The following is a 22,456-nucleotide window of genomic DNA, read 5'->3' as shown; positions in this document are numbered from 1 at the left end:
ACGAGACTGGCAGAGGCGAGGCTGGCAGAGGGTAAGCTGGCAGGGCGTGGATCGGCGGGACGTTCGGGCGGCGGGCGTGGCGGAGTGCGTCACTGTCCCGCTCGCGTCAAGAGCGGCAGGCCGGCGCTTCAGGGGATCAATTGCTGACGGCATTGCCGGACGGCTCGTTGTTCTGCGCCACCTTGCCGCTTGCCGGCTTTTCCGGTCCGAGCGGCTTGGCGGTTGCAAAGCGCTCGCTCAGGCTTTTCAGCAGGCCGGTGACCTCGCCGGAGAGCATGCGCGGCCGGACCATGGGCGGCAGGGCGTTCTGGTCGCTTTCCTTGGCCGCCGTTTCCACCGGCTTCGTCTTGCCCGGTTCGGGCGGAGCGATGCCCGGAATGGCGCGATGCTCGATGCCCTGTTCGGCATAATCCATCAGGCGCTTGAAGGTCATGGCGGGCAGGGAGCCGCCGGTCATCTCATTGGTCGAGGTATAGTCGTCGTTGCCGTACCAGACGGCGGTGGTGTAATCGCCCGTAAAGCCGACGAACCAGGCGTCGCGATAGGATTGGGTCGTGCCGGTCTTGCCGCCCGCGACGATGCCGTTCGACAGCGCCGCCTTGCGCGCTGTGCCGATGATCGGGATCTGGGTCAGCATGTAGTTCATCTCGGCGGTCGCCTTCTCACTCAAGACCCGCTTGGCCGGCGGGGCGTCGCGGTTGAAGTCGTAGAGAATGTCGCCGTCGTAATTCAGGATCTGGCTGATGCCGTGGCGGCGCGCTTCCAGGCCGCCGGCCGGAAAGACGGCATAGCCGGTGGCCTGGTCCATGACGGTGAGCTCGGACGTGCCGAGCGGGATGGTCTTGTCCGGACGGATCGGTGTTTCGACGCCCATGGCCTTGGCAAGCTCGACGATGCGCGGAATGCCGAGCTGTTCCTTGGCGAGGCGCACAGGGACTGTGTTGATCGACCGGGCAATGGCATCGAGGAGGGTGATGCGGCCCGAGAACTTCCGACCGTAATTCTGTGGCGACCAACGGCCCCAGGTGATCGGTGCATCGACGACCACGCTCTTCGGGGTCAGACCCTTCTCCATGGCGGCAGCGTAGGTATAGGCCTTGAAGGAGGAGCCCGGCTGGCGGAGCGCCTTGGTGGCGCGGTTGAACTGGCTTTCGCCATAGTCCCGCCCGCCGACCATGGCGCGCACGGCGCCGCCGGTCTCGATCATCACCAGGGCGCCCTGCTTGACGCGGTAGCTCTCGCCATATTGGCGCAGGCTCGATTCGATCGCCTCTTCCGCCGCGTGCTGCAGGCCGGTGTCGATCGTGGTGCGCACGATGAGGGAGTGCTGGGCGAAGGGCTTGGCGATGCGCTGCACCTCGTCGAAGGCCCAGTCGAGGAAGAAATCCGGTGCGCTCACCTCGGCGCGGTCGATGACGCTTGCCGGATTGAGGCGGGCGGCAACCACTTGGCCCTCCGTCATCAAGCCGCCCTGGACGAGATTGGTCAGCACCTCGTTGGCCCGTGCGCGGGCAGCCGGAAGGTTGACATGCGGCGCATAGCGGGCCGGGGCCTTGAACAGGCCGGCCAGCATGGCGCTCTCGGCAAGATTGATATCGGTGATCGACTTGCCGAAATAGAACTGCGCCGCCGCCGCCGCCCCGAAGGTGCCGCCGCCCATATAGGCGCGGTCGAGATAGAGGCGGAGGATCTCCTTCTTCGTCAGGTTGCATTCCAGCCAGACGGCGAGAAAGGCTTCCTTGACCTTGCGCTCGATCGTCCGCTCGTTGGACAGGAACAGGTTCTTGGCCAGCTGCTGCGTCAGCGTCGAGCCGCCCTGGACGACGCCGCCGGCCTGCGCATTGATGGTGACGGCGCGGGCGAGGCCCAGGAAGTCGATGCCGTAATGATCGAAGAAGCGGCGGTCTTCCGTGGCGAGCACGGCCTTGACCAGCGTATCGGGCAATTCGTCCACGGGGACGGAGTCCTCGTGGATAATCCCACGATGGCCGATCTCATTGCCGTAGCGATCGAGAAACGTGACCGCGAAATCGCCCTGCGCGCGCCAATTGCCCTTGGTCTCCTCGAAGGCGGGAAGCGCCAGGACCAGCATGGCGACGGAGCCGACGGTGCCCCAGGTCATGCCTTCGCCGAGGATCTCGAACACCCAGCGCTTCCAACCGCGCACACGGAACCGGCGGAAGAAGATGGTGACATCCTCCCACCAGTCGGCAAGGCGGAAGCCGGTGTTCCACACTGTCGAATCGATGAAGGCATCGATGCGCAGCAGGATGTGGCGCTTGCGCGGCGTTTCGCCGGCGGGCTCCGGCTTCGGGTCGTGATCGGCGTTGAAATCTGCCAAGGCTCTTGCGCATCCTGGTTTCAAGTCTGGTCCTTGCCGGACGCCGAAGCGCGAGGCAGACCGCCGTGCCAATTTCGGCCGCGGCTGACATATTTGCATGACGCGGCTTCCGCTTCCACGCCCATATGGATAATCAGCCTTAAAAAACCGGCAATTCCGAGATAGCTGTTGCCGAAATCCTCTGACACATGATCGAGCCGCGGGGCAGGGACAAGCATGGGCGAGCTGCCCTTCTGGAAGACCAAAACTCTGGAGACGATGGACGCGGCCGAGTGGGAAAGCCTGTGCGACGGTTGCGGCCTGTGCTGCCTCAACAAGCTGGAAGACTGGGAAACCGGCGAGATCGCCTGGACCTCGATCCGCTGCACGCTTCTCGACGGCGATACCTGCCGCTGCCGCGACTATCCCAACCGCCAGGCGACCGTTCCGGACTGTATCCAGCTGACGCCGGAAGAGGTGCACAGCCTCACCTGGCTGCCACCGACCTGCGGCTACCGCCTCGTTCGCGACGGCGAGGATCTCTACTGGTGGCACCCGCTGGTTTCCGGCGACCCCGAAACCGTCCACGCCGCCGGCATTTCGGCGCGCGGTCGGACGGTGAGCGAGGATGGTGTCGATGTGGAGGACTTCGAGGATTATCTGGTGGACTGGCCGATGGAGGTGGGCGCGGCGAGCAACGAAACCAGCGCCCCTAAAAAAGAGAGAACAAAATAGGAAAATAGTCCTTGACGGCGTGACGGTGGTTTGATAGGGTTTGGGCATCGTCGGAGATTTGGGTCGGGCGGAACGGCAGGGATGCGGTTCCGCCCGATTGCGTTTCCGGGACGGGCTTGGACCGGGTGGGGAGCGGCGTCATGGAGGATGAGGGCGAGGGCCTTGAGGGCAGACCCCCGGAAGGTGCCGAGGCCGGAGGGTGGCTGGAGCGCAAGGCGCGGCGCGGTGCCGGGGCGCTGCTCGCCCTGGAGGCGATGCTGGAGGGAACGATGAGCGAGCTCAAAGGCGCGCTCGCCGTCTTCCGCGCCCGGCAGGCCGAGGAGCGCGCGCCGGAGGACGAGGCGGGGCGCAAGGCGCAGCAGGCCGAGGCCAAGGCGGCGATCGATGCGATCTCGCTCATCGTGCGCACGCTCGAAAAGATCGACAGCCTGCAAAGGACGCTCGCCGATGAGCAAGAGGCCACCGCCGAGCCGGACGAAGAGCAGTATGAAGCGCTCGTGGCCGAGCTCGAGCGGGTTCTTGCCGAGCGGATCGACGCGGCTGCCCGACGCTGCCCCGCCTGCGGCCTGCTCCACCCCGAGCCGGACGGCACGGAGGAAGGCGAAGGCGATCGAACGGGCGGCGGAGCGGGCGTTGCGCGCGGCGGACACGGGGCTTGCCGCGATCGCGGCGCGGACGGCCCGGGTGACCCGAAGCCTGGAGACGATGGGCACGGCGGAGCGACACGACGGGGCGAAGAGCGGACCGCAGCCTGAAGGCTCGACCGGCCTTGCGCCCGGCAGGAGGACCGCAGATGGCGCGGCAGAGCGGCAGCGCGGTGGAGGGGCGGTGTTCGCGGGCAGAAAGGCGCTTGCCGGAAAAAAGGCGATCGACAGCGAAGAAGTGCGTACGGGCGATGAGGCGCGTACGGGCGAAGAGGTGCTTGCGGGCGAGACGGCGGCGGGGCGGATGGTCCACCTCGCGGGGCTGACGGTGCCGGCGTCGATGCTGGTGCGGCTTTCCACCGACTGGCGGCTTAGCGGACGGCCGGAGCAGCGGATTCCGGCGGGCGACTGGCGGGTTTTTCTGATGATGGGCGGACGCGGATCCGGCAAGACGCGGGCCGGGGCGGAATGGGTGCAGGCGCTTGCCGCCGGACCCGGCGCCAGACCGGGGTTGCGGATCGCGCTGGTGGCGGAAACGCTGGGCGATGCGCGCGAGGTGATGATCGACGGCGTGTCAGGCATTGCCCGGATCGCGCCCAATGGACGGCGGCCACGGTTCGAATCGAGCCGGCGTCGGCTCCTCTGGCCGAACGGGACGGTGGCGCAGATCTTTTCCTCCGAGGACCCGGAGAGCCTGCGCGGGCCGCAATTCGACTATGCCTGGTGCGACGAGCTTGGAAAATGGAAACATGCCCAGGCGACCTACGACATGCTGCAGTTCGGCCTCAGGCTCGGCGCCGCACCGCAGGTGCTGGTGACGACGACGCCGCGACCGACGCCGTTGATCGCTGCGCTGATGGCCGATCCCGGAACGCAGGTGCGGCGCCTGCGCACGCAGGACAATGAGCGCAATCTGGCGCCCGGTTTTCTGGCGGCGCTGCACGCCCGCTATGGCGGCACGCGGCTCGGGCGGCAGGAGCTCGATGGCGAACTGATCGCCGACCGGGAGGACGCGCTCTGGAGCCGCAGCCTGATCGCCGGCCTGACCCGCCGCATCAGCGGCCCGATCGGCCGGATTGTGGTCGCGGTGGACCCGCCGGCCTCCTCGGGCAGCGAGAGCTGCTGCGGCATCGTGGTGGCGGGGCTGGACGAGGCGGGGCGCGGCGTCGTGCTGGCGGATTGCTCGGTGGAGGGCCAGAGCCCGGCCGGCTGGGCGGGCGCCGTGGTGCGCGCCTTCCACCGCTTCGATGCCGACCGGGTGGTGGCGGAGGTGAACCAGGGCGGCGAAATGGTGGCGGAGGTGCTGAAGGGCATCGAGGCGAGCCTGCCGATCAGCATGGTGCGGGCGACGCGGGGCAAGTGGTCGCGCGCCGAGCCCGTGGCCGCGCTCTATGAACAGGGGCGTGTGCTGCATGCGGGCTGCTTTCCCGCGCTCGAAGACCAGATGTGCGACTTCGGGCCGGACGGCCTTTCCTCCGGCCGCTCGCCCGACCGGCTGGACGCGCTGGTCTGGGCTCTGACGGCGCTGCTCTTCGACCGCCATGGCGAGCCGCGGTTGCGGTCGATCTGACGAGGAAGGCCAGTTGGGCACTGTGGACGCTACCGATCCGGCGGTCGCCGACAGGTTTCGCTGCCGATCGCAACGAAAAAACCGGCGCCGTGCGGCACCGGTTTGTGTTGATCAGGCATCGCAGCGATGCCGTCGATTATTTCGCTGCCTGGGAAGCGATCGGCTTGGCCGGGGCGCGAACACCATCGCGAACCTGGCGCCACTCGCTTTCGAACCGCTCGAACAGGCTCTGGGGGATTGTCTTGCTCGTCATGAACCGCTGCCTCCGATCACATCATGCTTAACGCTGGGTTGAGCGGGCCATAAACGGCATTGACTGAGGAAGGTTCCGCCTTTGCGCGAAAAAATTGTTCCGACCGCCCTCAATCCTTGCGGATCGTCTGCGGACGCAGCTCCAGGCGGGGAGCGGAGGCGGCGGAGCGCATTTGGCTCCATTCGTTCTCGATCCTGTTCAGGAGATGCTGCGGAATGATTTCGCGCTGCGTGACGACGGGCGACTTCTCGACATGCGACATGCTCACTCTCCTGAACTCAAGACCGGTTGCGTTTGATGGCAATGACGGTTGCACAGCGTAAAGACAAAGTAAATCCATGCCTTAAAGCTTTAAAACGGTTCAGTTGATTTCAATCGATTTAGGATCCGGCGTTTTTGCATTGCAGCATTGAGCCCCGTGCAGGCTGTGCCAAAACGGGACAGCGACGTTGGATTTGAAAGAGGCCAGCTTACCGTTCGGCCCGTTTCCTGCGGCGGATGTCGGTCGGGCACGTGGAGGTAAGGCCCTTTCGCCTGCTGGCGATGGGGAGCGTCCGCGCCGGCGCAAAGATGAACTGAAAATGCAACCTGAGCCTGACGAAGCCGATCCGGCAGCGTCGGACGGCCGGGTTCTGGAGGTATGGGATGACGCGACGAATGCGAATGCCGTGGTCGCGCCTGCGGGCGCCGAGCGAGGTCAAGGCGGTCGGGCTGCCGACGCTGCGCCGGGAGGTCCGGTTCTCCTCCGGTGGGCGCAGCTACACGGCGCTGGCGCAGGACGGGTTCCTGCGCAATCCGATCGCCTACCGCACGGTGCGGATGATCGCCGAGGCGGCGGCGGCCGTGCCGCTGCTCGCCTATGAGGGCGAAACGGAGCGACCGGACCATCCGGCGCTGGCGCTGCTCGCCCGGCCCGGCGCCGGGCGTTCGGGCGCGGAGTTCCTCGAGGCGCTGTTCGGCCATCTTCTCCTGTCCGGCAATGCGTTCATCGATGCTGTCACGCTCGGTGGCATGCCGCGCGAGCTGCATCTGCTGCGGCCCGACCGGGTGCGGATCGTCGAGGGGCGGGACGGGTGGCCCGAGGGCTACGAGTACCGCGCCGGCAGCAGCCTGACCCGCTATGGCGCTCAGGAGGGGCGGATCCTGCATCTCCGGCTCTTCCATCCGCTCGACGACCAGCTGGGCTTCTCGCCGCTTGCGGCGGCGCAGGCGGCGCTCGACCTTTCCAATGCCGCCGCGCAGTGGAACACGGCGCTGCTCGACAACGCCGCCCGTCCCTCCGGCGCGCTGGTCTACCAGCCGAAGGAGGGCGGCAACCTGACGAGCGACCAGTATGACCGGCTGCGCAGCGAGCTGGACGAGGGTTATGGCGGTCCCTTGCGCGCCGGGCGTCCGCTGCTGCTGGAGGGCGGTCTCGACTGGAAGGCCATGGGGCTTTCGCCGCAGGAGATGGATTTCATCGAGGCAAAGAACGGGGCGGCGCGCGACATTGCCCTGGCGCTCGGCGTGCCGCCGATGCTGCTCGGCATTCCGGGCGACAACACCTATGCCAATTATCAGGAGGCCAACCGCGCCTTCTACCGGCTGACGGTGCTGCCCATGGCCACCCGCACCGCCGCCGCGCTCTCCAGCTTCCTCGCCGGCCATTACGCCAGCCCCCTCAGCCTCGTCCCCGACCTCGACCGGGTCACCGGGCTCGCCGCCGAGGTGAGCGACCTCTGGCAACGGATCGGCGCGGCCACCTTCCTGACGGACGAGGAGAAGCGGGCGGCGGTCGGCTACTAAGGCGGGTCGACGGGCGCGGGATCGCGAACGCTGCGGATGGGGCGGGAAGACCCTCTCTGGGCTGCCGCCCACCTTCCCCACAAGGGGGGACGGACCGTGGGGTGGGGGCTGAGCGAGAGAGGCTGGTGACATGGGGATGATGGGGTTTTTGGGCGGTCAGGTGGTGGGTGAAGGGGTTTGCAGGCGGGGTGAGGGTTTGGCGGCAAGGGATTCACGGGACTCGGAAAATCGGGCTGCCTTCAGAGAGTGGAAGAGGATGAGGATCATGGCGGAGTTCGGTCACGAGCCGGGTTTCTGGGCGATGCGTGGACTTGGTGCTGTGGCCGGGGCGGCGGTGTCGCTCGTCTACATGCTGCCCAAGGGGCGGCAGGAGGCGGCCTCGCGGTTCGTGACCGGGCTTCTCTGCGGCCTGGTCTTCGGCGGACCGACGGGGCTGCTGGCGGCCGAGCATCTGGGGCTGATGGGCCGGATCTCCCGCAGCGAGCTGCTGCTCGGCGGATCGGCGGTCGCAAGCCTTGCGGCCTGGTGGGTGCTCGGCGCCGCCGTGCGCATGGCGGCGCGCTATGGACAGAAGAGACGCTGAGGCGCCTCGAGAGTGATCGTGCCGCGGTCGCCGAGCCGGCGGACGGGCGCCGCAGGACTGTCGTCGTCGACAGGCGACCGCCTCCGACCTGTCCCGGCTGAGTCCGGCGGCCGAACGTCCAAGACCGAACCGGCACTGAGGACGTGAAGGCGACTGACCGAGGTTCGGTCCGGCGGGCGATGCGCTTGCCGGCCTCGGCGCAGGCGCGACCGGGGAGGTCGGCTGTCCGGTACTGCGAGCCTGTTCTGCACTGACAAGGAGAGGGTGATGGCGACTGATCGAGGACCGGTCCGGCGGACGAGGGCGCATGCCGGCCTGACGCTGGCGGGCGTGACCGGCGAAGGCCGGTTTTCCGGCTATGCGAGCGTATTTGGCGAGGTCGATCTCGGCCGCGACCGGATCGAACGCGGCGCCTTTTCGCATTCCCTGACCCGGCGCGGGCCGGCGGGCGTGAGGATGCTCTACCAGCACGACCCGAACGAGCCGATCGGGGCCTGGACGGAGATCCGCGAGGATCTGCGCGGCCTCTATGTCGAGGGGCTGCTTTCGCCCGGGGTCGCGCGGGCCCGCGAGGTGCATCAGCTGATGAAGAGCGGCGCGCTCGACGGGCTTTCGATCGGCTTCCGCACGGTGCGGGCGAGCCGGGACGCCAAGAGCGGCGTGCGGCGCGTGCTGGAGGCCGATCTCTGGGAAATCTCGATCGTGACCTTCCCGATGCTGCCCTCGGCGCGGGTCTCCGACGTGAAGCAGGCCCGGTTCTATCGCGACCGGGAGACCGAGCTCGTCCGCACGCTGCGGCGGGCTTCGCGGATGATGGCGTTCAACCTGAAAGGAACCCGATGATGACGATGGCAGACACAGCGGATCAGGCAGGGATGGCGGGGACCACGGGGCTTTCGCGGCGCGCGCCCGAGGTCAAGGCCTCCGCCGACACGATGACCGCGGCGCTCGACGATTTCCTCCACACCTTCGAGGCGTTCAAGGAGAGCAACGACCGGCGGCTGGACGAGCTGGAGCGAAAGTTCGGCGCGGATGTGGTGACGCGCGAGAAGGTGGACCGGATTGCCCGGGCCATGGACGAGCAGAAACAGGCGATGGACCAGATGCTGCTGCGCAAGGCGCGGCCGGCGCTCAGCCGCGGCGAGGGGATCAGCCCGGATGCCGCCGAACACAAGGCGGCCTTCGAGGCCTATATCCGGCGGGGCGAGGAGGCCAGCCTGCGCGCGCTGGAAGAAAAGGCCATGTCGATCAGCGTCGGCGCGGATGGCGGCTTTCTGGTGCCGGCGCAGGTGGATGGCGAAATCGGCCGCCGCGTGGCGGTGATCTCGCCGATCCGCGGCCTTGCGACGGTGCGACAGGTCTCGGCCTCGCTTTTCAAGAAGCCGTTCTCGCTGGCGGGCTTTACTTCGGGCTGGGTGGCGGAAACGGCGGCGCGGCCGCAGACCAACACGCCGCAGCTGGCCGAGCTCTCCTTCCCGACCATGGAGCTCTATGCCATGCCGGCGGCCACTGCCGCCCTGCTCGACGATGCGGCGGTGGATGTGGAAAGCTGGATCGCCTCCGAGGTCGATATCGCCTTCGGCGAGCAGGAAGGACTTGCCTTCGTCACTGGTGACGGGGTGAACAAGCCGCGCGGCTTCCTGACCTATCCGACGGTCGCCGACAGCGGCTGGAGCTGGGGCAATATCGGTACCATCCTGAGCGGCGCGGCCGGCGCGTTCCGCGCGGCCAATCCCTCCGACACGCTGATCGACCTGATCTATGCGCTGAAGGCCGGCTATCGCCAGAAGGCGAGCTTCGTGATGAGCCGGCGAACCCAGGCAGAGGTGCGCAAGTTCAAGGATGCCGATGGCAATTATCTCTGGAAGCCGCCGGCCGCCGTGGGCCAGCCGGCCTCGCTGATGGGGTTTCCGATCGCGGAATCGGAGGAGATGCCGGATCTCTCGGCCAACAGCCTGTCGATCGCCTTCGGCGACTTCCAGTCGGGCTATCTGATTGTCGACCGCACCGGCACGCGGGTGCTGCGCGATCCCTATTCCGCCAAGCCCTATGTGCTGTTCTACACCACCAAGCGGGTGGGGGGCGGCGTGCAGAATTTCGAGGCGATCAAGCTGATGAAGTTCGCCGCCTCTTGATTGTCCGCGCGGCTGCGCTTGTTGTTTAGATCCAGCCCAAGGATCGTCCCGCGGGGGGATGGGCAGGCTCGCAAGAGCGCTTCCCCCGCTTGGCGGACGCGGACCCTCCTCCCACCGCGTCCGCCAATCCCGATCCTTCGCTTCTCCTCAAATGGGTGACACATGACCATCGTCGAACTGGCGCCGCCGCCGGTCGAGCCGCTTTCGCTCGGCGAAGCGCGGGCGCATCTGCGTGTCGATCAGACGGCCGAGGACGGGCTGATCGCCGGCCTCATTCGCGCCGTGCGCCACCATCTGGAGCGCGAGACGGGGCTGGCGCTGATCAGCCGGCCGTTTCGCCTCTATCTTGATCAATGGCCGGCGGGCCGCGTGCTGGAGATCGGCCGCGGGCCGGTGCGCTCGATCGAGGCGATCACGGTCTACAGGGCCGACGGGACGCCGGGCGCGGTGAACCTGACCGGCTTCTGCCTGGACGGGGCGGCACGGCCGGCGCGGCTTTTCCTGCCCGCCGTTCCGGAAACGCAGAAGGCGATCAACGGCATCGAGGTGGATTTTACCGCGGGCTTCGGCGAAACCCTGGCCGACATGCCGGAGGGGCTGCGGCGCGCCATGCTGCTGCATCTGACCCAGCTCTATTCTTTCCGCGGCGCGGTGGGCCTGGAGGAGCAGCCGGCTGCGGTGCCGAACGGCTATGACCGCCTGCTCGCGCCCTACCGGCTGAGGCGGATCGCATGAGCGCGCTTGGCAGCGGCGTGATCGATCCGGGGCTGATGACGGCGCGGCTCGACCTCGAAACCTTCCTGGAGACGCCGGACGGGCAGGGCGGGGTCATACGCAGCACGGTGGTTCTCGCGACGCTCTGGGCGCGGATCGAGCCGCTGGCGGTGTTCATCGGCGAGCGGCAGGACGAACGGCTGAGCGAGGCGAGCCACCGGATCGACCTGCGCTGGCGCGGCGACCTGAAGGCGGGCATGCGGCTGCGGAAGGGTCCGCGCCTCTTCGAGATCCTGGCGGCGATCGATCCCGACGAGAGCCGGCGGATCATCAGCTGCCGCTGCCGGGAGCTCCTGCCATGAGCGCGGCCAACGAGCTCCAGGCGGCGATCTTCGCCCGATTGTCGGGCGATGCGGCGCTTGCCGGACTGGTTGCCGGAGGGACGATCACCGACCGGCTGACGACGCCGGGGGCGCGGCCGGCCCTGCGCTTCGGCGCGATCGAGAGCGGCGATTATTCCACCGCGAGCGAGCCCGGCGAGGAGCATCGGCTGGCGATCGAGGTGCGGGGCGAGGAGGGCGGGCACAAGGCCGTGCAGGCCGTGGCGGCGCGGCTGCGCGCCCTGCTGCACGACCAGGCCCTTACGCTGCCGAGCCACATCCTCGTCAACCTGCGGCACCAGACGACGCGCACCCGGCGCGACGGCGAGACGCGCGGGCACCGGGCGGAGCTGATGTTTCGCGCGGTGACCGAGCCGCGCTGATGACCGAACGGCCGATGACGGCGATGGCGAAAACAGGAGAGGGCCGATGGCGGCGCAGAAGGGCAGGGATCTTCTGGTGAAGATCGACAATGGCACGGGGTTCACGACGGTGGCGGGGCTGCGCTCCAAGCGGCTGTCCTTCAACGCCGAGACGGTGGATGTGACCGATGCGGATTCGAGCGGGCGCTGGCGCGAGCTCCTGGCCGGGGCGGGGGTGCAGCGGGCGGCGGTTTCGGGAACCGGGCTCTTCAAGGATGCGGCCTCCGACTTTCTGGTCCGCGCCGCCTTCTTCGATGCCACGACGCCGAACTGGCAGCTGGCGATCCCGGATTTCGGGGTGATCGCCGGCCGCTTCCAGGTGACCGCGCTGATCTATACCGGCCAGTATGACGGCGAGCTGCAGTTCGAGATCACGCTGGACTCGGCGGGTGCGCTGACCTTTACGGCGGTGTGAGCGATGAAGGCACGAACCGAACCACGACGCGCCAATCGCCGGCGCGGGGAGATCGAGGCCGTGCTCGACGGCGAGCGGCGAATCCTCTGCCTGACGCTCGGCAGCCTTGCCGAGCTCGAAACCGCCTTCAGCGCGGACAGCCTGACCGATCTCGCCGCACGCTTTGCCGCCGGGCGGCTGAAGGCTGCGGACATGATCCGCATTCTGGCGGCGGGCCTGCGCGGCGGCGGCGCGGAGGCGAGCGAAGCCGAGGTGGCGCGGATGCAGGCCGATGGCGGGCTTGCGGCGCTGGCGCGGCTGACCGGGGCACTGCTGGCCGCGACCTTCGGCGAGCCGGACGAGACAGGGGCCGCGCACGGTGCGGGGGACGCCGCGGACCCTTGAGAGCCGCAGCCGCGACGGACGGACTGGAGCCCTTCCCCTGGGAGGCGGCGATCCATGCCGGCCTGGCGCGGCTGCGGCTTGCCCCGCGTGATTTCTGGGCGATGACGCCGCGCGAACTCTCGGCGGCGCTCGCCCCGCCGGGCGGCCCCCGGCCGCTGCGCCGCGGCGAGCTTGCCGCCTTGATGGCAGCCTTTCCGGATGAGGAGGAGGATGGCGATGAAGGGTGAGGATCCGTTTTCCGACCAGAGGGACGCGGCGCAGGCCTTGGGTGACGTGCTCGCCGATCTCGAGCGCCGCTCCGCCGCCTTCGGCGCGGCGCTGACCGGGGCGCTGAAGGGCGCGGCGCGCGAGGGGCGCGGGCTCGAGGGCGTGCTGAGAAGCGCCGGCCTGCGCATCAGCGAGATCGCCCTTTCCGCCGGGCTGAAGCCGCTTGAAGGGCTGATCGGCCAGGCGATTTCGAGCGCACTTACATCGGTGGGCGAAGGGCTCGGCGGCGCAGCGGCCGACGGCGGCGGAGCGACGCCCTTCGTGGCCGGCGGACTGGCGGCACCGAGGGGGCTGGCGCGGGCGCTGGCCGCCCAGACATCCGAGAGCGGACCTGACGGCGAGGCGACCCGCGGAAGCGACGCGGGGGCGGCGGGGCGAACCGGGGCCCAGGCCACGGCCGGGCCGACCATCCAGTTTCATGTGACGACGCCGGATGCGGAGAGCTTCCGCAAATCCGAAGGGCAGATCGCCGCCATGCTGACCCGCACTGTCGGGCGCGGGCGGCGCGGGGTTTGACGGGCATCGCGGGAGCCGGTGGATGCTGGCGCTTCGACCGGCGCGCAGAATGCGGATCGACGCGGAAAAGGGGGGGGGGGGCCATGGCGGCAGGATTTCACGAGGTGCGCTTTCCGCTGCGGCTTTCGCTCGGAACGAGCGGCGGGCCGGAGCGGCGCACCGAGATCGTCAACCTTTCCAACGGGCGGGAGGCGCGCAACCGCCGCTGGCGGGACGCGCGGCGGCGCTATGATGCGGGATCGGGACTGAAATCGCTCGACGATCTCTATGCCGTGCTCGCCTTCTTCGAAGCGCGTTCGGGCGCGCTCTACGGGTTTCGGTTCCGCGATCCGCTCGACTTCCGGTCCGGCCCGCCGGGCCGGGCGCCGCAGCCGAGCGACCAGCTGCTCGGGATCGCGACGGGGAGCCAGACGCGCTTTGCCCTGATCAAGACCTATGCCGATGCCGGCGGCGCCAGCCAGCGGGAGATCGCCAAGCCGGCGGCGGGCACGGTGATCGTGGCGCTGGACGGCGTCCTCGTTCCGCCGGCGCGTTACACCGTGGATACGGTGGCGGGCGCGGTCGAGTTCCTGCCGGCCTTCAAGCCGGGGGCGGGCGCGGCGGTGACGGCGGGCTTCGAGTTCGACGTGCCGGTGCGCTTCGATACGGAGCGGATCGAGGTGGGTCTCGCGGCCTTTCGCGCCGGGCGCATTCCCTCCATCCCGCTTGTGGAGATCAAGCCATGAGACGAGTGCCTGCAGCGCTTGCCGCGCATCTGGCCGGCGATGCGACGACCGTCTGCCACTGCTGGCGGGTGACGCGGCGCGATGGAACGGTGATCGGCTTTACCGAGCACGACCGCGATCTGCCCGTCGACGGCACGCTCTGCCGCGCGGCAAGCGGCTTTCGCGCCAGCGAGGCGGAGGCGGCGCTGGGGCTGGCGGTCGATGCCGGCGAGGTGGCAGGCGCCTTTTCAAGCGAGGCGATCCAGGAAGCCGACGTGATCGCCGGGCGCTATGACGGGGCGCGCGTCGAGGTGTTTCTCGTCAACTGGGCAGCACCCGAACAGGCGGTGTTGCTGCGCGTGCAGGAGATTGGCGAGGTGCGCCGCGCGGGCGCCCGGTTCCAGGCCGAGCTGCGCGGGCTCAGCCACCGGCTCGGCGAGCCGCATGGCCGCGTCTATGGGCGGCGCTGCGATGCGCTGTTCGGCGATCCGCGGTGCGGGCTCTCGCTGGCCGGCCGCCAGGAGACGGGAACGATCGTGGCAATTGCCGGGCCGACGGCCTTGAGGATGAGCGGGCTCGATGCGCCGGAGGGCGCTTACCGCGCGGGCACGCTGCGGGTGACGAGCGGGCGCGCGGCCGGTTGCGTGGCCGATCTCGACGACGACCAGCGGGAGGGAACCATGCGGCTGCTCACTCTGTGGCTGCCGCCGCCTGTGATGCCGGAGGTGGGCGACCGGCTGCTGGCGACCTTCGGCTGCGACAAGAGCTTCCGCACCTGCCGGGAGCGCTACGGCAATGCGGTGAATTTCCGCGGCTTCCCGCACCTGCCGGGGAGCGACTTTTCCTATGGCTATGCGGACGAGGATACGGTGCATGACGGGCGACCGCTGTTCGACTGAGATGAGGGGCCGGCGCGAGACGGCCGAGCGGGTGGTGGCGGCGGTGCGGGGCTGGCTCGGCACGCCCTATCGCCATCAGGCGAGCCTCAAAGGGGTTGGCTGCGACTGCCTGGGGCTTATCCGCGGGCTCTGGCGCGAGCTTTACGGCACTGAACCGGAGGTGCCGCCGCCCTACAGCCCGGACTGGGCGGAGCGCAGCGGCGAGGACCGGCTGCGCGCGGCGGCCGAGCGGGCGCTCGGGCCCGGCCATCCGGCAGAGGCGATGCAGCCGGGCGACCTGCTGCTCTTTGCCTGGCGAACTGACATGCCGGCCAAGCATGCGGGCATTCTCTCAAGCGCAGGCCGCTTCATCCATGCCTATGAACAGGCAGCCGTGGTGGAGTCAGCGCTGGTGCCCTCCTGGCGGCGGCGGATCGTGCGCGCCTTTTCCTTTCCCATGCTCTGACGAGAAGGGGGTTTCGCGATGGCGACCATCGTTCTGCAGGCGGCCGGTGCCGCGCTCGGCAGCGTGTTCGGCCCTGTCGGTACGATCCTCGGCCGGGCGGCCGGGGCGCTGGCGGGGGCGGCGATCGACCGCGCCCTCCTGACCGATCGGCCGGGCACGGCCGGCAGCCCGCTGATCGGCGCGCGGATTCCCGGTGCCGAGGAGGGCACGGCGATCACGAGACTGTATGGCACGATGCGGATCGGCGGCACGCTGATCTGGGCCACCCGCTTCGAGGAGAGCGTGCAGGACGAGCGCCAGGGCGGCAAGGCGAGCGGGCCGCGTGTCGAAACCTTCCGCTATGCCGCCAATCTGGCCATCGGTATCTGCGAAGGGCCGATCGCCGGGGTACGGCGGGTCTGGGCGGATGGGCGGGAGCTCGATCTGACCACGGTGGAGATGCGGCTCCACATCGGCGGCGAAGGCCAGGCGCCCGATCCGCTGATCGAAGCCAAGCAGGGGGCCGGCAGGGCGCCGGCCTATCGCGGCCTTGCCTATGCCGTGTTCGAGCGCCTGCCGCTCGGCCCCTATGGCAACCGTATTCCGGTGATCCAGTTCGAGGCGATCCGCCCGGTGGGGCGGCTGGAGAGGCTGATCAGGGCGGTGACGCTGATCCCCGGCGCCAGCGAACATGGCTATGATCCGCAGGTCGTGAGCGAGAAGACCGGGGCGGGAGAGAAGCGGTTGATCAACCGCAACATCTTCCACGCCGAGACCGACTGGCAGGCGGCACTCGACGAACTGCAGGCGCTGTGCCCGAACCTGGAGCGGGTGGCGCTGGTCGTCTCCTGGTTCGGGACCGACCTGCGCGCCGGCTCCTGCCGGCTGCGGCCGGGGGTGGAAACGCGCAGCCGACCGGGCGAAAGCAAGGCCTGGTCGGTGAGCGGCATGGACCGCGGCACGGCGCACCTCGTCAGCCGGATCGACGGCAACCCCGCTTATGGCGGCACGCCGTCCGACGACAGCGTGCTGGCGGCGATCGCCGATCTCAAGGCGCGCGGGCTGCAGGTGTTTCTCTACCCGTTCCTGATGATGGACGTGCCGCCCGACAACAGCCTGCCCGATCCCTATGGCGGCCAGCGGCAGGCGGCCTTTCCCTGGCGCGGGCGGATCACCGGCGTCAAGGCGCCGGGGCGTCCGGGCACCTCCGACAAGACGGCAGCGGCACGCACGGAGATTGCCGCCTTCTGCGGGCAGGCCAAGGCCTCCGATTTCGAGGTCGACGGAGGGCGCATCATCTCGCATGCCGGCGACGAGGGCTACCGGCGCTTCGTGCTGCATCATGCCCAGCTTGCCAGGCTCGCCGGCGGGGTGGAGGGGTTCATCCTGGGTTCGGAACTGCGGGGCCTGACGACCTTGCGCGACGAGCAGGGACGCTTCCCCTTCGTCTCGGCGCTGATCGATCTGGCGAATGATGTGCGGGCGCTGCTCGGCCCCGGCACGAAACTGACCTATGGCGCCGACTGGACCGAATATTTCGGCTATCAGCCGCAGGACGGTACGGGCGATGTGCTCTTCCATCTCGATCCGCTCTGGGCGGCAAGCGCCATCGATGCGATCGGTATCGACAGCTACATGCCGGTGTCCGACTGGCGGGACGAGGATCTGAATTCCGGCAACCCGGACGGAATGCGCACGCCGGAGGACAAGGCTGGCTTCCGCGCCATGATGATGGCGGGCGAGGGCTATGACTGGTTCTATGCGAGCGAGGCGGCACGCGCGGCCCGCACGCGTACGCCGATCACCGACGGGCAGGCGGGCAAGCCCTGGGTGTTCCGCTACAAGGATCTGGCCGGCTGGTGGACGAACCGGCACTATGAAAGGGTGGGCGGGGTGGAGAAAGCTCAGCCGACCGCCTTCCAGCCGCGCGCCAAGCCGATCTGGCTGACGGAGATCGGCTGTCCGGCGATCGACAAGGGCGGCAACCAGCCGAATGTGTTTCTCGACCCGAAATCGTCGGAGAGTTTCGCGCCCTATTTCTCACGCGGCGGGCGGGCCGATGCGCTGCAGCGCCGCGTGCTGGAGGCGCAGCACGACGTCTGGCGGGCGGATGCGGGGGCGAGCGGGGTCGAGGCGGATCACCTTTTCGTCTGGACCTGGGACGCCCGGCCGGTGCCGGCCTTTCCGGGCGACGGCACCCTGTTTGCCGACAGCGCCAACTGGACGACCGGCCACTGGCTGAACGGGCGGCTGGGAACGGCGAGCGTGGCCGATACGATCGCCGCCGTGCTGGAGGACCATGGTGTCGCGGATGTCGATACGGCTCTGGTCTGCGGCGATCTTGGCGGTTTCGTGCAGAGCGAGGTGGCGGCGGCGCGCGACGTTCTCGAGCCACTTCTGCAGGCGCTTGCCATCGACCAGACGGAACAGGGCGAGCGGCTGGTCTTCTCCTCGCGACTGCAGAACGCCGCCCCGCCGGTCGCGCTCCAGGTTCTGGCGGACGAGGATGGCGCGGCGCATTTCGAGTGCGAGCGCGGCCATGAGAGCGACTTTGCCAGCGAGGCGGTGCTCGACCATCTGGACCCCGAGGCGAACTACGAACGCGCGACCGCGCGGTCGCACCGGGCGAGCCCCGCAAACGATCGGATGCTGCGGCTTTCGATCGCCGGCGCCCTGCACGAGACGGCCGCGCTGGACGCGGTGGCGGCGGTGCTGCGCGACCACCAGGCCGGCCGCGAGCGCCTGCGTTTTGCCCTGCCGCCGGGCCAGATCGCGCTGATGCCGGGCGATGTGGTGACGCTGGAAGGCGGGCCGCTGCAGGGACCGGCCGGGCGATACCTGATCGAGCGGATCGAGGAGGGGGCCACGCGGCGGGTGGAGGCGCGGGCGTTGGTGCGCGGCGGTTCGGGACGCCTGAAGCCGCGGCGGCTGCCGGGCGACGAGAGCCGCAAGCCCTCCGCCGGCTTCGACCCGGTTCTGAGGCTGATGGACCTGCCGGCCTACAAGGAGGGCGCGGCGACCGACTTTGCGCGGGCGGCGGCCTTTGCCCGGCCGTGGCGGGCCATGGTGCTGTCGGCCTCCTCCCTCACGGAGGGCTATCAGTCGCGCCTCGGCCTCGACCGGCCGGCGACGATGGGCGCGCTTGCCGCAGCGCTGGGCCCCGGTGTGACCGGCCGCTTCGATCGGTCCCAGACCCTGACGGTCGACCTTTACGCCGGCGCGCTCGCCGCAGCGCCGCGTCTTGCCGTATTGAACGGCGCGAACCGGATGGCAATTCTGGCACAGAACGGAGCCTATGAGATCATCGGCTTTGCGGAGGCGGAGGAGATCGCCGCGGGCCGCTGGCGGCTGTCGACCCTGCTGCGCGGTCTCGCGGGCACCACGGATGCGATGGCAGCCGGGGCGGCGGGCGGGGCCGCAGTCGTGCTGCTGAACCAGGCGGTCAAGAGCCTGGGGCTGACTGCGGCGGAGGCCGGGCGGCCGCTCAACTGGATTGCCGAGGCGAGGGGCACGGCGGCAGCGCCGCCGGCGGTGCAGCGCTTTGCCGGCGGCCGGCGGGCGCAGACGCCGTTTGCCCCGGTGCACCTCCAGGCGGAGCGGCTGTCCGACCAGTCGATCGCGCTCCGCTGGATCCGCTGCACGCGCCAGGACGGCGACGATTGGGCGGATGGGGAGGTGCCGCTGGACGAGGCGGAGGAGGGCTATCGGCTCGAGATCCTCTCCGGCACCGGCGCCGTGCTTCGCCGGATCGACCTGTCCGTGCCGCGATTTCTCTATCCTGCGGCGCAGGAGATGGCCGATTTCGGAGCGCGCCAGACGACGCTCGGCCTTCGCGTCCGCCAGCGCGGGCGGATCGTGGCGCTTGGCCTGCCGGCTTCGGCCACGCTGCCGGTGTGACGCGATTCCTCCACTCTTGCAGCACGTCTGGACACATAAGGGTGAGGCAATCGCGGCGCGGCTCCGCGTTGCGTGCGGCGTGCAAATCACCCACACTGGGGCGCATGGTCCTTTTAAGCAGACGTTCATTTGCCATTCAGACGGGTTCATCTACAAGTTCGGCCACACGCGGCGGATGCCGGCCGGAAGCCAAGAGTGTCGTCATGTCCTCACCTCTCCTTGTCACAACGCTTGCCGCCGGCCTGATGGGCGCCGCGCCGTCGAGCGTGGACGGCACGGACCGTGTGCTCCGCGTCAGCGACGATTGCGGCATGGCGGCGCAGCAGGTGGTGAGCGAAACAGGCGGCGAGCTGCTGTCCGTGCAGCCGACGGGCGACGGCGAATGCGTCATCACCGTGCTCATTCCGGGCAATGGCGGGCGGCCGAAGAAGATGACGGTGCGGGTGCCGATGTAGGCGGTTCACATGGGCCGGGCGAAGAGGGGTCGGCAACCCCCGGCAAACGCCGGGCGAGCGGGATTGCTCTTGCGCCTCGTTTCGTCGCATTGTCGGACGACGGAGCGATGACGCTTCGTCTCTACAGGCTTTAGGAACACGTGCTGCCCCGCAAGGGCCGGCCAGCGGAAGGTGAAACGGCATCCATGCGCATTCTGGTGGTCGAAGACGACGTCAACCTGAACCGGCAGCTGGCGGACACGCTGAAAGAGGCCGGCTATGTCGTCGACCAGGCCTTCGACGGCGAGGAAGGGCACTATCTCGGCGAATCCGAGCCCTATGACGCGATCATCCTCGACATCGGCCTTCCCGAGATGGACGGCATCACGGTGCTGGAAAAATGGCGGGCCGCCGAGCGGCGCATGCCGGTGCTGATCCTGACGGCCCGCGACCGCTGGAGCGACAAGGTGGCCGGCATCGATGCGGGCGCCGACGATTACGTGACCAAGCCCTTCCATGTGGAAGAGGTGCTGGCGCGCATCCGCGCGCTGATCCGCCGCGCCGCCGGCCACGCGACCTCGGAAATCGTCTGCGGCCCGGTGCGGCTGGACACCAAGGGCTCGAAGGCCACCGTCAACGGCGTGGCGCTGAAGCTGACCTCGCACGAGTTCCGGCTGCTTTCCTATCTCATGCATCACATGGGGCAGGTGGTGTCGCGCACCGAGCTGGTCGAGCATATGTACGACCAGGATTTCGACCGGGATTCCAACACGATCGAGGTGTTCGTCGGCCGGCTGCGCAAGAAGATCGGCAACGACCTGATCGAGACGGTGCGCGGGCTCGGCTACCGCATGCAGGCGCCGGGTCTGGTCGACAAGGACGCCAAGCCTTGAGCCAACGCGACCGGGGAGGGCGATAGGACCATGCTGCGGCTCCAGTCGCTCACGGCCCGCGTGCTGCTCGTCTCGACGATCTGGGCGGTGGCCGCACTGGTCGTGATCGGCGTGGTGATTTCGACGCTTTATCGCCAGGGGTCGGAGCGCGGCTTCCAGGATCTGTTGCGCGCGCAGCTCTACAACGTCATCAACTCGATCTCGGTCAACGACAAGGAGGTGCTCGCCGGCAGCCCGCAACTGGGCGACCTGCGCTTCTCGCAGCCGCAGACCGGCTGGTACTGGATCGTCGAGCCGATCGGCGAATTCAACACGCCGCCGCTGGTTTCCACCTCGCTTGGCTCCGGCAAGCTGCCGATCGTGAGCGTCGACGAGGTGCCCTTCGACATTCGCTACGAGCGCTTCTACACGACGCGCGATTCCTTCGGCAACGAGGTGGAGGTGGCAGAGACCGAGGTGGTGCTGGATATCCAGGGCCATACGGCGCGCTTCCGCGTGGCGGGCAATCGCGACGTTCTCGAATCGGACCTCAACGACTTCAACCGCAATCTCTACGTCTCGCTGGCCATCTTCGGCTTTGGCGGGCTTGGGATGAATGCGCTGGCGATCCTCTTCGGCCTGCGGCCGCTCGACCAGGCGCGGCGCTCGCTGGAGAAGATCCGCGCCGGGGAGAGCGAGCGGCTGGACGGCGAATTTCCCCGCGAGATCCAGCCTTTGGCCAGCGAGGTGAATGCGCTGATCGAGAGCAACCGCCGCATCATCGAGCGGGCGCGCATGCAGGTCGGCAATCTCGCCCATTCGCTGAAAACCCCGCTGGCCGTGCTGATCAACGAGGCGCGCGTGCTGGAGGCGCCGCATGGCGAGCTGGTGCGCAACCAGGCGGATGCGATGCAGATGCAGGTCCAGTCCTATCTCAACCGCGCCCGGATCGCCGCGCAGCGCGAATCCGTGCTCGCGCGCACCGAGGTGGAAGCGGTGCTGGAGCGGCTGGTGCGGGTGATGCGACGGCTGCATGCCGACAAGGCCTTCGTGCTGACCATCACGCCGCCCGGGCTGGTGCTGGCCATGGAACAGCAGGATGTGGAGGAAACCGTCGGCAACCTGCTCGACAATGCCGCGCGCTATGCGACGGGCGAGGTGCGGCTGACGGCCGAGCTCGCCAGCGAGGAGGTGACGGGGCGCGATCCCGGGCGGCGGCACTGGATCATCATCGATGTCGAGGACGACGGTCCGGGCCTCGAGCCGGACCAGATCGCGGTTGCGATCAAGCGCGGGCGGCGCCTGGACGAGAGCAAGCCCGGAACCGGGCTCGGACTGTCGATCGTGCGCGAGATCGCCGGGGAATATCACGGCACGCTGGGCCTGACCCGCGGCGGGCTCGGCGGCCTGAAGGCGCGGCTGGTTCTGCCGGCGGCCTCCTGAGCGCGGTTGCCTGTTCCGATCGGCTCCGATTCGGGCAGGCGGGAAAGCGGCGCTTGCGGCTTCCAGTCTTCGATCGGCTGTTGCCTCGCCCGGCCGGGAGTGCCAGAAGAGGGGCAGCCACCCTTTGGACCAGCGCCCTGACGGATACCGGAATGATCGATTGCCCGCCTTCTGCCCGCCTTCGCCCGCTCATGCTCGCAAGCCTTGGCTTCGCACTGGTGGCGTTGGCCGGATGCGGGACGCGCAGCGGAACGGGCCCGACGGCGGCGCTGGCCTCGACCGGCCGGGTCGCCAATTCCGCGGCCTATATCACGGCGCTGCAGGGCGGGATCATTGCCAAGGGGGCCGGGCAGACCCTGAGCACGGCCGACCGCCAGCGCGCGCTGGAAGCCGAGTACCGCGCCCTTGAAGCCGCGCCGGGCGGTCAGCCCGTTGTCTGGCAGGGCGCCAAGGTGCGCGGATCGGTGGTGGCGACGGCGCCCTATCAGGTCGGCTCGCAGAATTGCCGGCAATACAGCCATACCGTGACCGACGGCAGCGGCGACACCGTGGCGCGAGGCGTGGCCTGCCGCAACAGCGACGGCAGCTGGACTCCGCTCACCTGACCCGTCCACTCCGGACGCTGTAAGGCAGAGCGGTGTGCCGGTCATCGCTTACGCG

The 22,456-nt window shown here is 68.9% G+C and carries 25 protein-coding genes; 22 read left to right on the top strand and 3 right to left on the bottom strand.

The annotated features are described in order from the left end of the window. Window positions 1-136 precede the first annotated feature (136 nt). The gene (locus U8330_RS12525) at window positions 137-2,440 is read right to left on the bottom strand and encodes a transglycosylase domain-containing protein (RefSeq protein ID WP_416236853.1); all 2,304 of its coding nucleotides are present in this window, start codon (window positions 2,438-2,440) and stop codon (window positions 137-139) included. After that, window positions 2,362-2,559, bottom strand: a complete 198-nt coding sequence (locus tag U8330_RS12520) for a hypothetical protein (protein ID WP_323105604.1) — start codon at window positions 2,557-2,559, stop codon at window positions 2,362-2,364. Before U8330_RS12520 ends, U8330_RS12525 begins: the two co-directional genes overlap by 79 nt. On the opposite strand from U8330_RS12520, the gene U8330_RS12515 reads away from it, so the two are divergent. The 3 genes from U8330_RS12515 to U8330_RS12505 all read left to right on the top strand — a co-directional run bounded on the left by U8330_RS12515 (window position 2,558) and on the right by U8330_RS12505 (window position 5,269). Then, on the top strand, window positions 2,558-3,055 hold the full coding sequence (locus U8330_RS12515; protein ID WP_323105603.1) for a YcgN family cysteine cluster protein: 498 nt from the start codon (window positions 2,558-2,560) through the stop codon (window positions 3,053-3,055). The genes U8330_RS12520 and U8330_RS12515 overlap by 2 nt on opposite strands. 140 nt (window positions 3,056-3,195) lie before the next feature. Beyond that, the gene (locus tag U8330_RS12510) at window positions 3,196-3,810 is read left to right on the top strand and encodes a hypothetical protein (protein WP_323105602.1); all 615 of its coding nucleotides are present in this window, start codon (window positions 3,196-3,198) and stop codon (window positions 3,808-3,810) included. A 193-nt stretch (window positions 3,811-4,003) separates the two neighbouring features. After that, window positions 4,004-5,269 carry a DNA-packaging protein gene (locus U8330_RS12505; RefSeq protein WP_416236918.1) on the top strand — a complete coding sequence of 422 codons (1,266 nt, stop codon included), beginning with the start codon at window positions 4,004-4,006 and terminating at the stop codon, window positions 5,267-5,269. A 362-nt stretch (window positions 5,270-5,631) separates the two neighbouring features. On the opposite strand, the gene U8330_RS12500 is transcribed toward U8330_RS12505, so the two are convergent. After that, entirely contained in the window at window positions 5,632-5,784 is a 153-nt protein-coding gene (locus U8330_RS12500) for a hypothetical protein (RefSeq protein ID WP_323105601.1), read from the bottom strand. Window positions 5,785-6,167: 383 nt separating this feature from the next. Here U8330_RS12500 and U8330_RS12495 point away from each other — a divergent pair, with 383 nt between their 5' ends. The 19 genes from U8330_RS12495 (at window position 6,168) to U8330_RS12405 (ending at window position 22,401) form a co-directional block, all read left to right on the top strand. After that, complete coding sequence (locus tag U8330_RS12495; RefSeq protein WP_416236852.1) at window positions 6,168-7,307, top strand: phage portal protein; 1,140 nt, start codon at window positions 6,168-6,170, stop codon at window positions 7,305-7,307. A gap of 265 nt (window positions 7,308-7,572) precedes the next feature. Beyond that, complete coding sequence (locus U8330_RS12490) at window positions 7,573-7,890, top strand: DUF6107 family protein (protein WP_323105600.1); 318 nt, start codon at window positions 7,573-7,575, stop codon at window positions 7,888-7,890. A 267-nt stretch (window positions 7,891-8,157) separates the two neighbouring features. Beyond that, the gene (locus U8330_RS12485; RefSeq protein WP_323105599.1) at window positions 8,158-8,733 is read left to right on the top strand and encodes an HK97 family phage prohead protease; all 576 of its coding nucleotides are present in this window, start codon (window positions 8,158-8,160) and stop codon (window positions 8,731-8,733) included. Between the two features lie 32 nt (window positions 8,734-8,765). Further along, window positions 8,766-10,025 (top strand): phage major capsid protein, encoded by a 1,260-nt coding sequence (locus U8330_RS12480; RefSeq protein ID WP_323105598.1) that lies wholly within the window; start codon window positions 8,766-8,768, stop codon window positions 10,023-10,025. Between the two features lie 162 nt (window positions 10,026-10,187). Beyond that, window positions 10,188-10,760, top strand: coding sequence for a head-tail connector protein (locus U8330_RS12475; protein WP_323105597.1), 573 nt, complete (start codon window positions 10,188-10,190; stop codon window positions 10,758-10,760). After that, entirely contained in the window at window positions 10,757-11,101 is a 345-nt protein-coding gene (locus U8330_RS12470) for a phage head closure protein (RefSeq protein WP_323105596.1), read from the top strand. The genes U8330_RS12475 and U8330_RS12470 overlap by 4 nt, the downstream gene beginning before the upstream one ends. Next, the gene (locus tag U8330_RS12465; protein WP_323105595.1) at window positions 11,098-11,502 is read left to right on the top strand and encodes a DUF3168 domain-containing protein; all 405 of its coding nucleotides are present in this window, start codon (window positions 11,098-11,100) and stop codon (window positions 11,500-11,502) included. The genes U8330_RS12470 and U8330_RS12465 overlap by 4 nt, the downstream gene beginning before the upstream one ends. Before the next feature lie 46 nt (window positions 11,503-11,548). Further along, window positions 11,549-11,956, top strand: a complete 408-nt coding sequence (locus U8330_RS12460) for a phage major tail protein, TP901-1 family (RefSeq protein ID WP_323105594.1) — start codon at window positions 11,549-11,551, stop codon at window positions 11,954-11,956. Window positions 11,957-11,959: 3 nt separating this feature from the next. Continuing rightward, window positions 11,960-12,340 (top strand): gene transfer agent family protein, encoded by a 381-nt coding sequence (locus tag U8330_RS12455; RefSeq protein WP_323105593.1) that lies wholly within the window; start codon window positions 11,960-11,962, stop codon window positions 12,338-12,340. Continuing rightward, window positions 12,337-12,567 (top strand): rcc01693 family protein, encoded by a 231-nt coding sequence (locus U8330_RS12450; protein WP_323105592.1) that lies wholly within the window; start codon window positions 12,337-12,339, stop codon window positions 12,565-12,567. The genes U8330_RS12455 and U8330_RS12450 overlap by 4 nt, the downstream gene beginning before the upstream one ends. Continuing rightward, a complete protein-coding gene (locus U8330_RS12445; RefSeq protein WP_323105591.1) occupies window positions 12,557-13,123 on the top strand; it encodes a phage tail tape measure protein in 567 nt (188 codons plus the stop codon). The genes U8330_RS12450 and U8330_RS12445 overlap by 11 nt, the downstream gene beginning before the upstream one ends. A gap of 83 nt (window positions 13,124-13,206) precedes the next feature. Further along, a complete protein-coding gene (locus U8330_RS12440; protein WP_323105590.1) occupies window positions 13,207-13,848 on the top strand; it encodes a DUF2460 domain-containing protein in 642 nt (213 codons plus the stop codon). Beyond that, complete coding sequence (locus U8330_RS12435; RefSeq protein WP_323105589.1) at window positions 13,845-14,726, top strand: DUF2163 domain-containing protein; 882 nt, start codon at window positions 13,845-13,847, stop codon at window positions 14,724-14,726. The genes U8330_RS12440 and U8330_RS12435 overlap by 4 nt, the downstream gene beginning before the upstream one ends. Continuing rightward, window positions 14,701-15,171, top strand: a complete 471-nt coding sequence (locus U8330_RS12430; RefSeq protein ID WP_416236851.1) for an NlpC/P60 family protein — start codon at window positions 14,701-14,703, stop codon at window positions 15,169-15,171. The genes U8330_RS12435 and U8330_RS12430 overlap by 26 nt, the downstream gene beginning before the upstream one ends. An 18-nt stretch (window positions 15,172-15,189) precedes the next feature. After that, complete coding sequence (locus U8330_RS12425) at window positions 15,190-19,047, top strand: baseplate multidomain protein megatron (protein WP_323105588.1); 3,858 nt, start codon at window positions 15,190-15,192, stop codon at window positions 19,045-19,047. Between the two features lie 203 nt (window positions 19,048-19,250). Continuing rightward, window positions 19,251-19,502: a hypothetical protein gene (locus U8330_RS12420; RefSeq protein WP_323105587.1), complete on the top strand. Its 252-nt coding sequence runs from the start codon at window positions 19,251-19,253 to the stop codon at window positions 19,500-19,502. Between the two features lie 185 nt (window positions 19,503-19,687). Beyond that, window positions 19,688-20,374, top strand: coding sequence for a response regulator transcription factor (locus tag U8330_RS12415; RefSeq protein WP_323105586.1), 687 nt, complete (start codon window positions 19,688-19,690; stop codon window positions 20,372-20,374). A gap of 33 nt (window positions 20,375-20,407) precedes the next feature. Then, window positions 20,408-21,796, top strand: coding sequence for an ATP-binding protein (locus U8330_RS12410; protein ID WP_323107274.1), 1,389 nt, complete (start codon window positions 20,408-20,410; stop codon window positions 21,794-21,796). A 191-nt stretch (window positions 21,797-21,987) separates the two neighbouring features. Further along, the gene (locus U8330_RS12405) at window positions 21,988-22,401 is read left to right on the top strand and encodes a hypothetical protein (protein ID WP_323107273.1); all 414 of its coding nucleotides are present in this window, start codon (window positions 21,988-21,990) and stop codon (window positions 22,399-22,401) included. Window positions 22,402-22,456 lie beyond the last annotated feature (55 nt).

It is taken from the genome of Rhizobium sp. CC-YZS058, assembly GCF_034720595.1.
GTDB lineage: Bacteria > Pseudomonadota > Alphaproteobacteria > Rhizobiales > Rhizobiaceae > Ferranicluibacter.
The sequence above is the reverse complement of the archived record's forward strand: the minus strand, read 5'-3'. Positions and strand labels throughout refer to the sequence as shown.

Bases quoted from the DNA above. Each gene is read 5' to 3' on its own strand.
- U8330_RS12495 (WP_416236852.1), top strand. From the start codon at position 6,168: ATGACGCGACGAATGCGAATGCCGTGGTCGCGCCTGCGGGCGCCGAGC.
- U8330_RS12520 (WP_323105604.1), bottom strand. From the start codon at position 2,559: ATGCTTGTCCCTGCCCCGCGGCTCGATCATGTGTCAGAGGATTTCGGC.
- U8330_RS12440 (WP_323105590.1), top strand. From the start codon at position 13,207: ATGGCGGCAGGATTTCACGAGGTGCGCTTTCCGCTGCGGCTTTCGCTC.
- U8330_RS12460 (WP_323105594.1), top strand. From the start codon at position 11,549: ATGGCGGCGCAGAAGGGCAGGGATCTTCTGGTGAAGATCGACAATGGC.
- U8330_RS12435 (WP_323105589.1), top strand. From the start codon at position 13,845: ATGAGACGAGTGCCTGCAGCGCTTGCCGCGCATCTGGCCGGCGATGCG.
- U8330_RS12475 (WP_323105597.1), top strand. From the start codon at position 10,188: ATGACCATCGTCGAACTGGCGCCGCCGCCGGTCGAGCCGCTTTCGCTC.
- U8330_RS12500 (WP_323105601.1), bottom strand. From the start codon at position 5,784: ATGTCGCATGTCGAGAAGTCGCCCGTCGTCACGCAGCGCGAAATCATT.
- U8330_RS12470 (WP_323105596.1), top strand. From the start codon at position 10,757: ATGAGCGCGCTTGGCAGCGGCGTGATCGATCCGGGGCTGATGACGGCG.
- U8330_RS12465 (WP_323105595.1), top strand. From the start codon at position 11,098: ATGAGCGCGGCCAACGAGCTCCAGGCGGCGATCTTCGCCCGATTGTCG.
- U8330_RS12405 (WP_323107273.1), top strand. From the start codon at position 21,988: ATGCTCGCAAGCCTTGGCTTCGCACTGGTGGCGTTGGCCGGATGCGGG.
- U8330_RS12480 (WP_323105598.1), top strand. From the start codon at position 8,766: ATGGCGGGGACCACGGGGCTTTCGCGGCGCGCGCCCGAGGTCAAGGCC.
- U8330_RS12455 (WP_323105593.1), top strand. From the start codon at position 11,960: ATGAAGGCACGAACCGAACCACGACGCGCCAATCGCCGGCGCGGGGAG.
- U8330_RS12430 (WP_416236851.1), top strand. From the start codon at position 14,701: ATGACGGGCGACCGCTGTTCGACTGAGATGAGGGGCCGGCGCGAGACG.
- U8330_RS12415 (WP_323105586.1), top strand. From the start codon at position 19,688: ATGCGCATTCTGGTGGTCGAAGACGACGTCAACCTGAACCGGCAGCTG.
- U8330_RS12515 (WP_323105603.1), top strand. From the start codon at position 2,558: ATGGGCGAGCTGCCCTTCTGGAAGACCAAAACTCTGGAGACGATGGAC.
- U8330_RS12425 (WP_323105588.1), top strand. From the start codon at position 15,190: ATGGCGACCATCGTTCTGCAGGCGGCCGGTGCCGCGCTCGGCAGCGTG.
- U8330_RS12445 (WP_323105591.1), top strand. From the start codon at position 12,557: ATGAAGGGTGAGGATCCGTTTTCCGACCAGAGGGACGCGGCGCAGGCC.
- U8330_RS12505 (WP_416236918.1), top strand. From the start codon at position 4,004: ATGGTCCACCTCGCGGGGCTGACGGTGCCGGCGTCGATGCTGGTGCGG.
- U8330_RS12525 (WP_416236853.1), bottom strand. From the start codon at position 2,440: ATGCAAATATGTCAGCCGCGGCCGAAATTGGCACGGCGGTCTGCCTCG.
- U8330_RS12420 (WP_323105587.1), top strand. From the start codon at position 19,251: ATGTCCTCACCTCTCCTTGTCACAACGCTTGCCGCCGGCCTGATGGGC.
- U8330_RS12490 (WP_323105600.1), top strand. From the start codon at position 7,573: ATGGCGGAGTTCGGTCACGAGCCGGGTTTCTGGGCGATGCGTGGACTT.
- U8330_RS12485 (WP_323105599.1), top strand. From the start codon at position 8,158: ATGGCGACTGATCGAGGACCGGTCCGGCGGACGAGGGCGCATGCCGGC.
- U8330_RS12510 (WP_323105602.1), top strand. From the start codon at position 3,196: ATGGAGGATGAGGGCGAGGGCCTTGAGGGCAGACCCCCGGAAGGTGCC.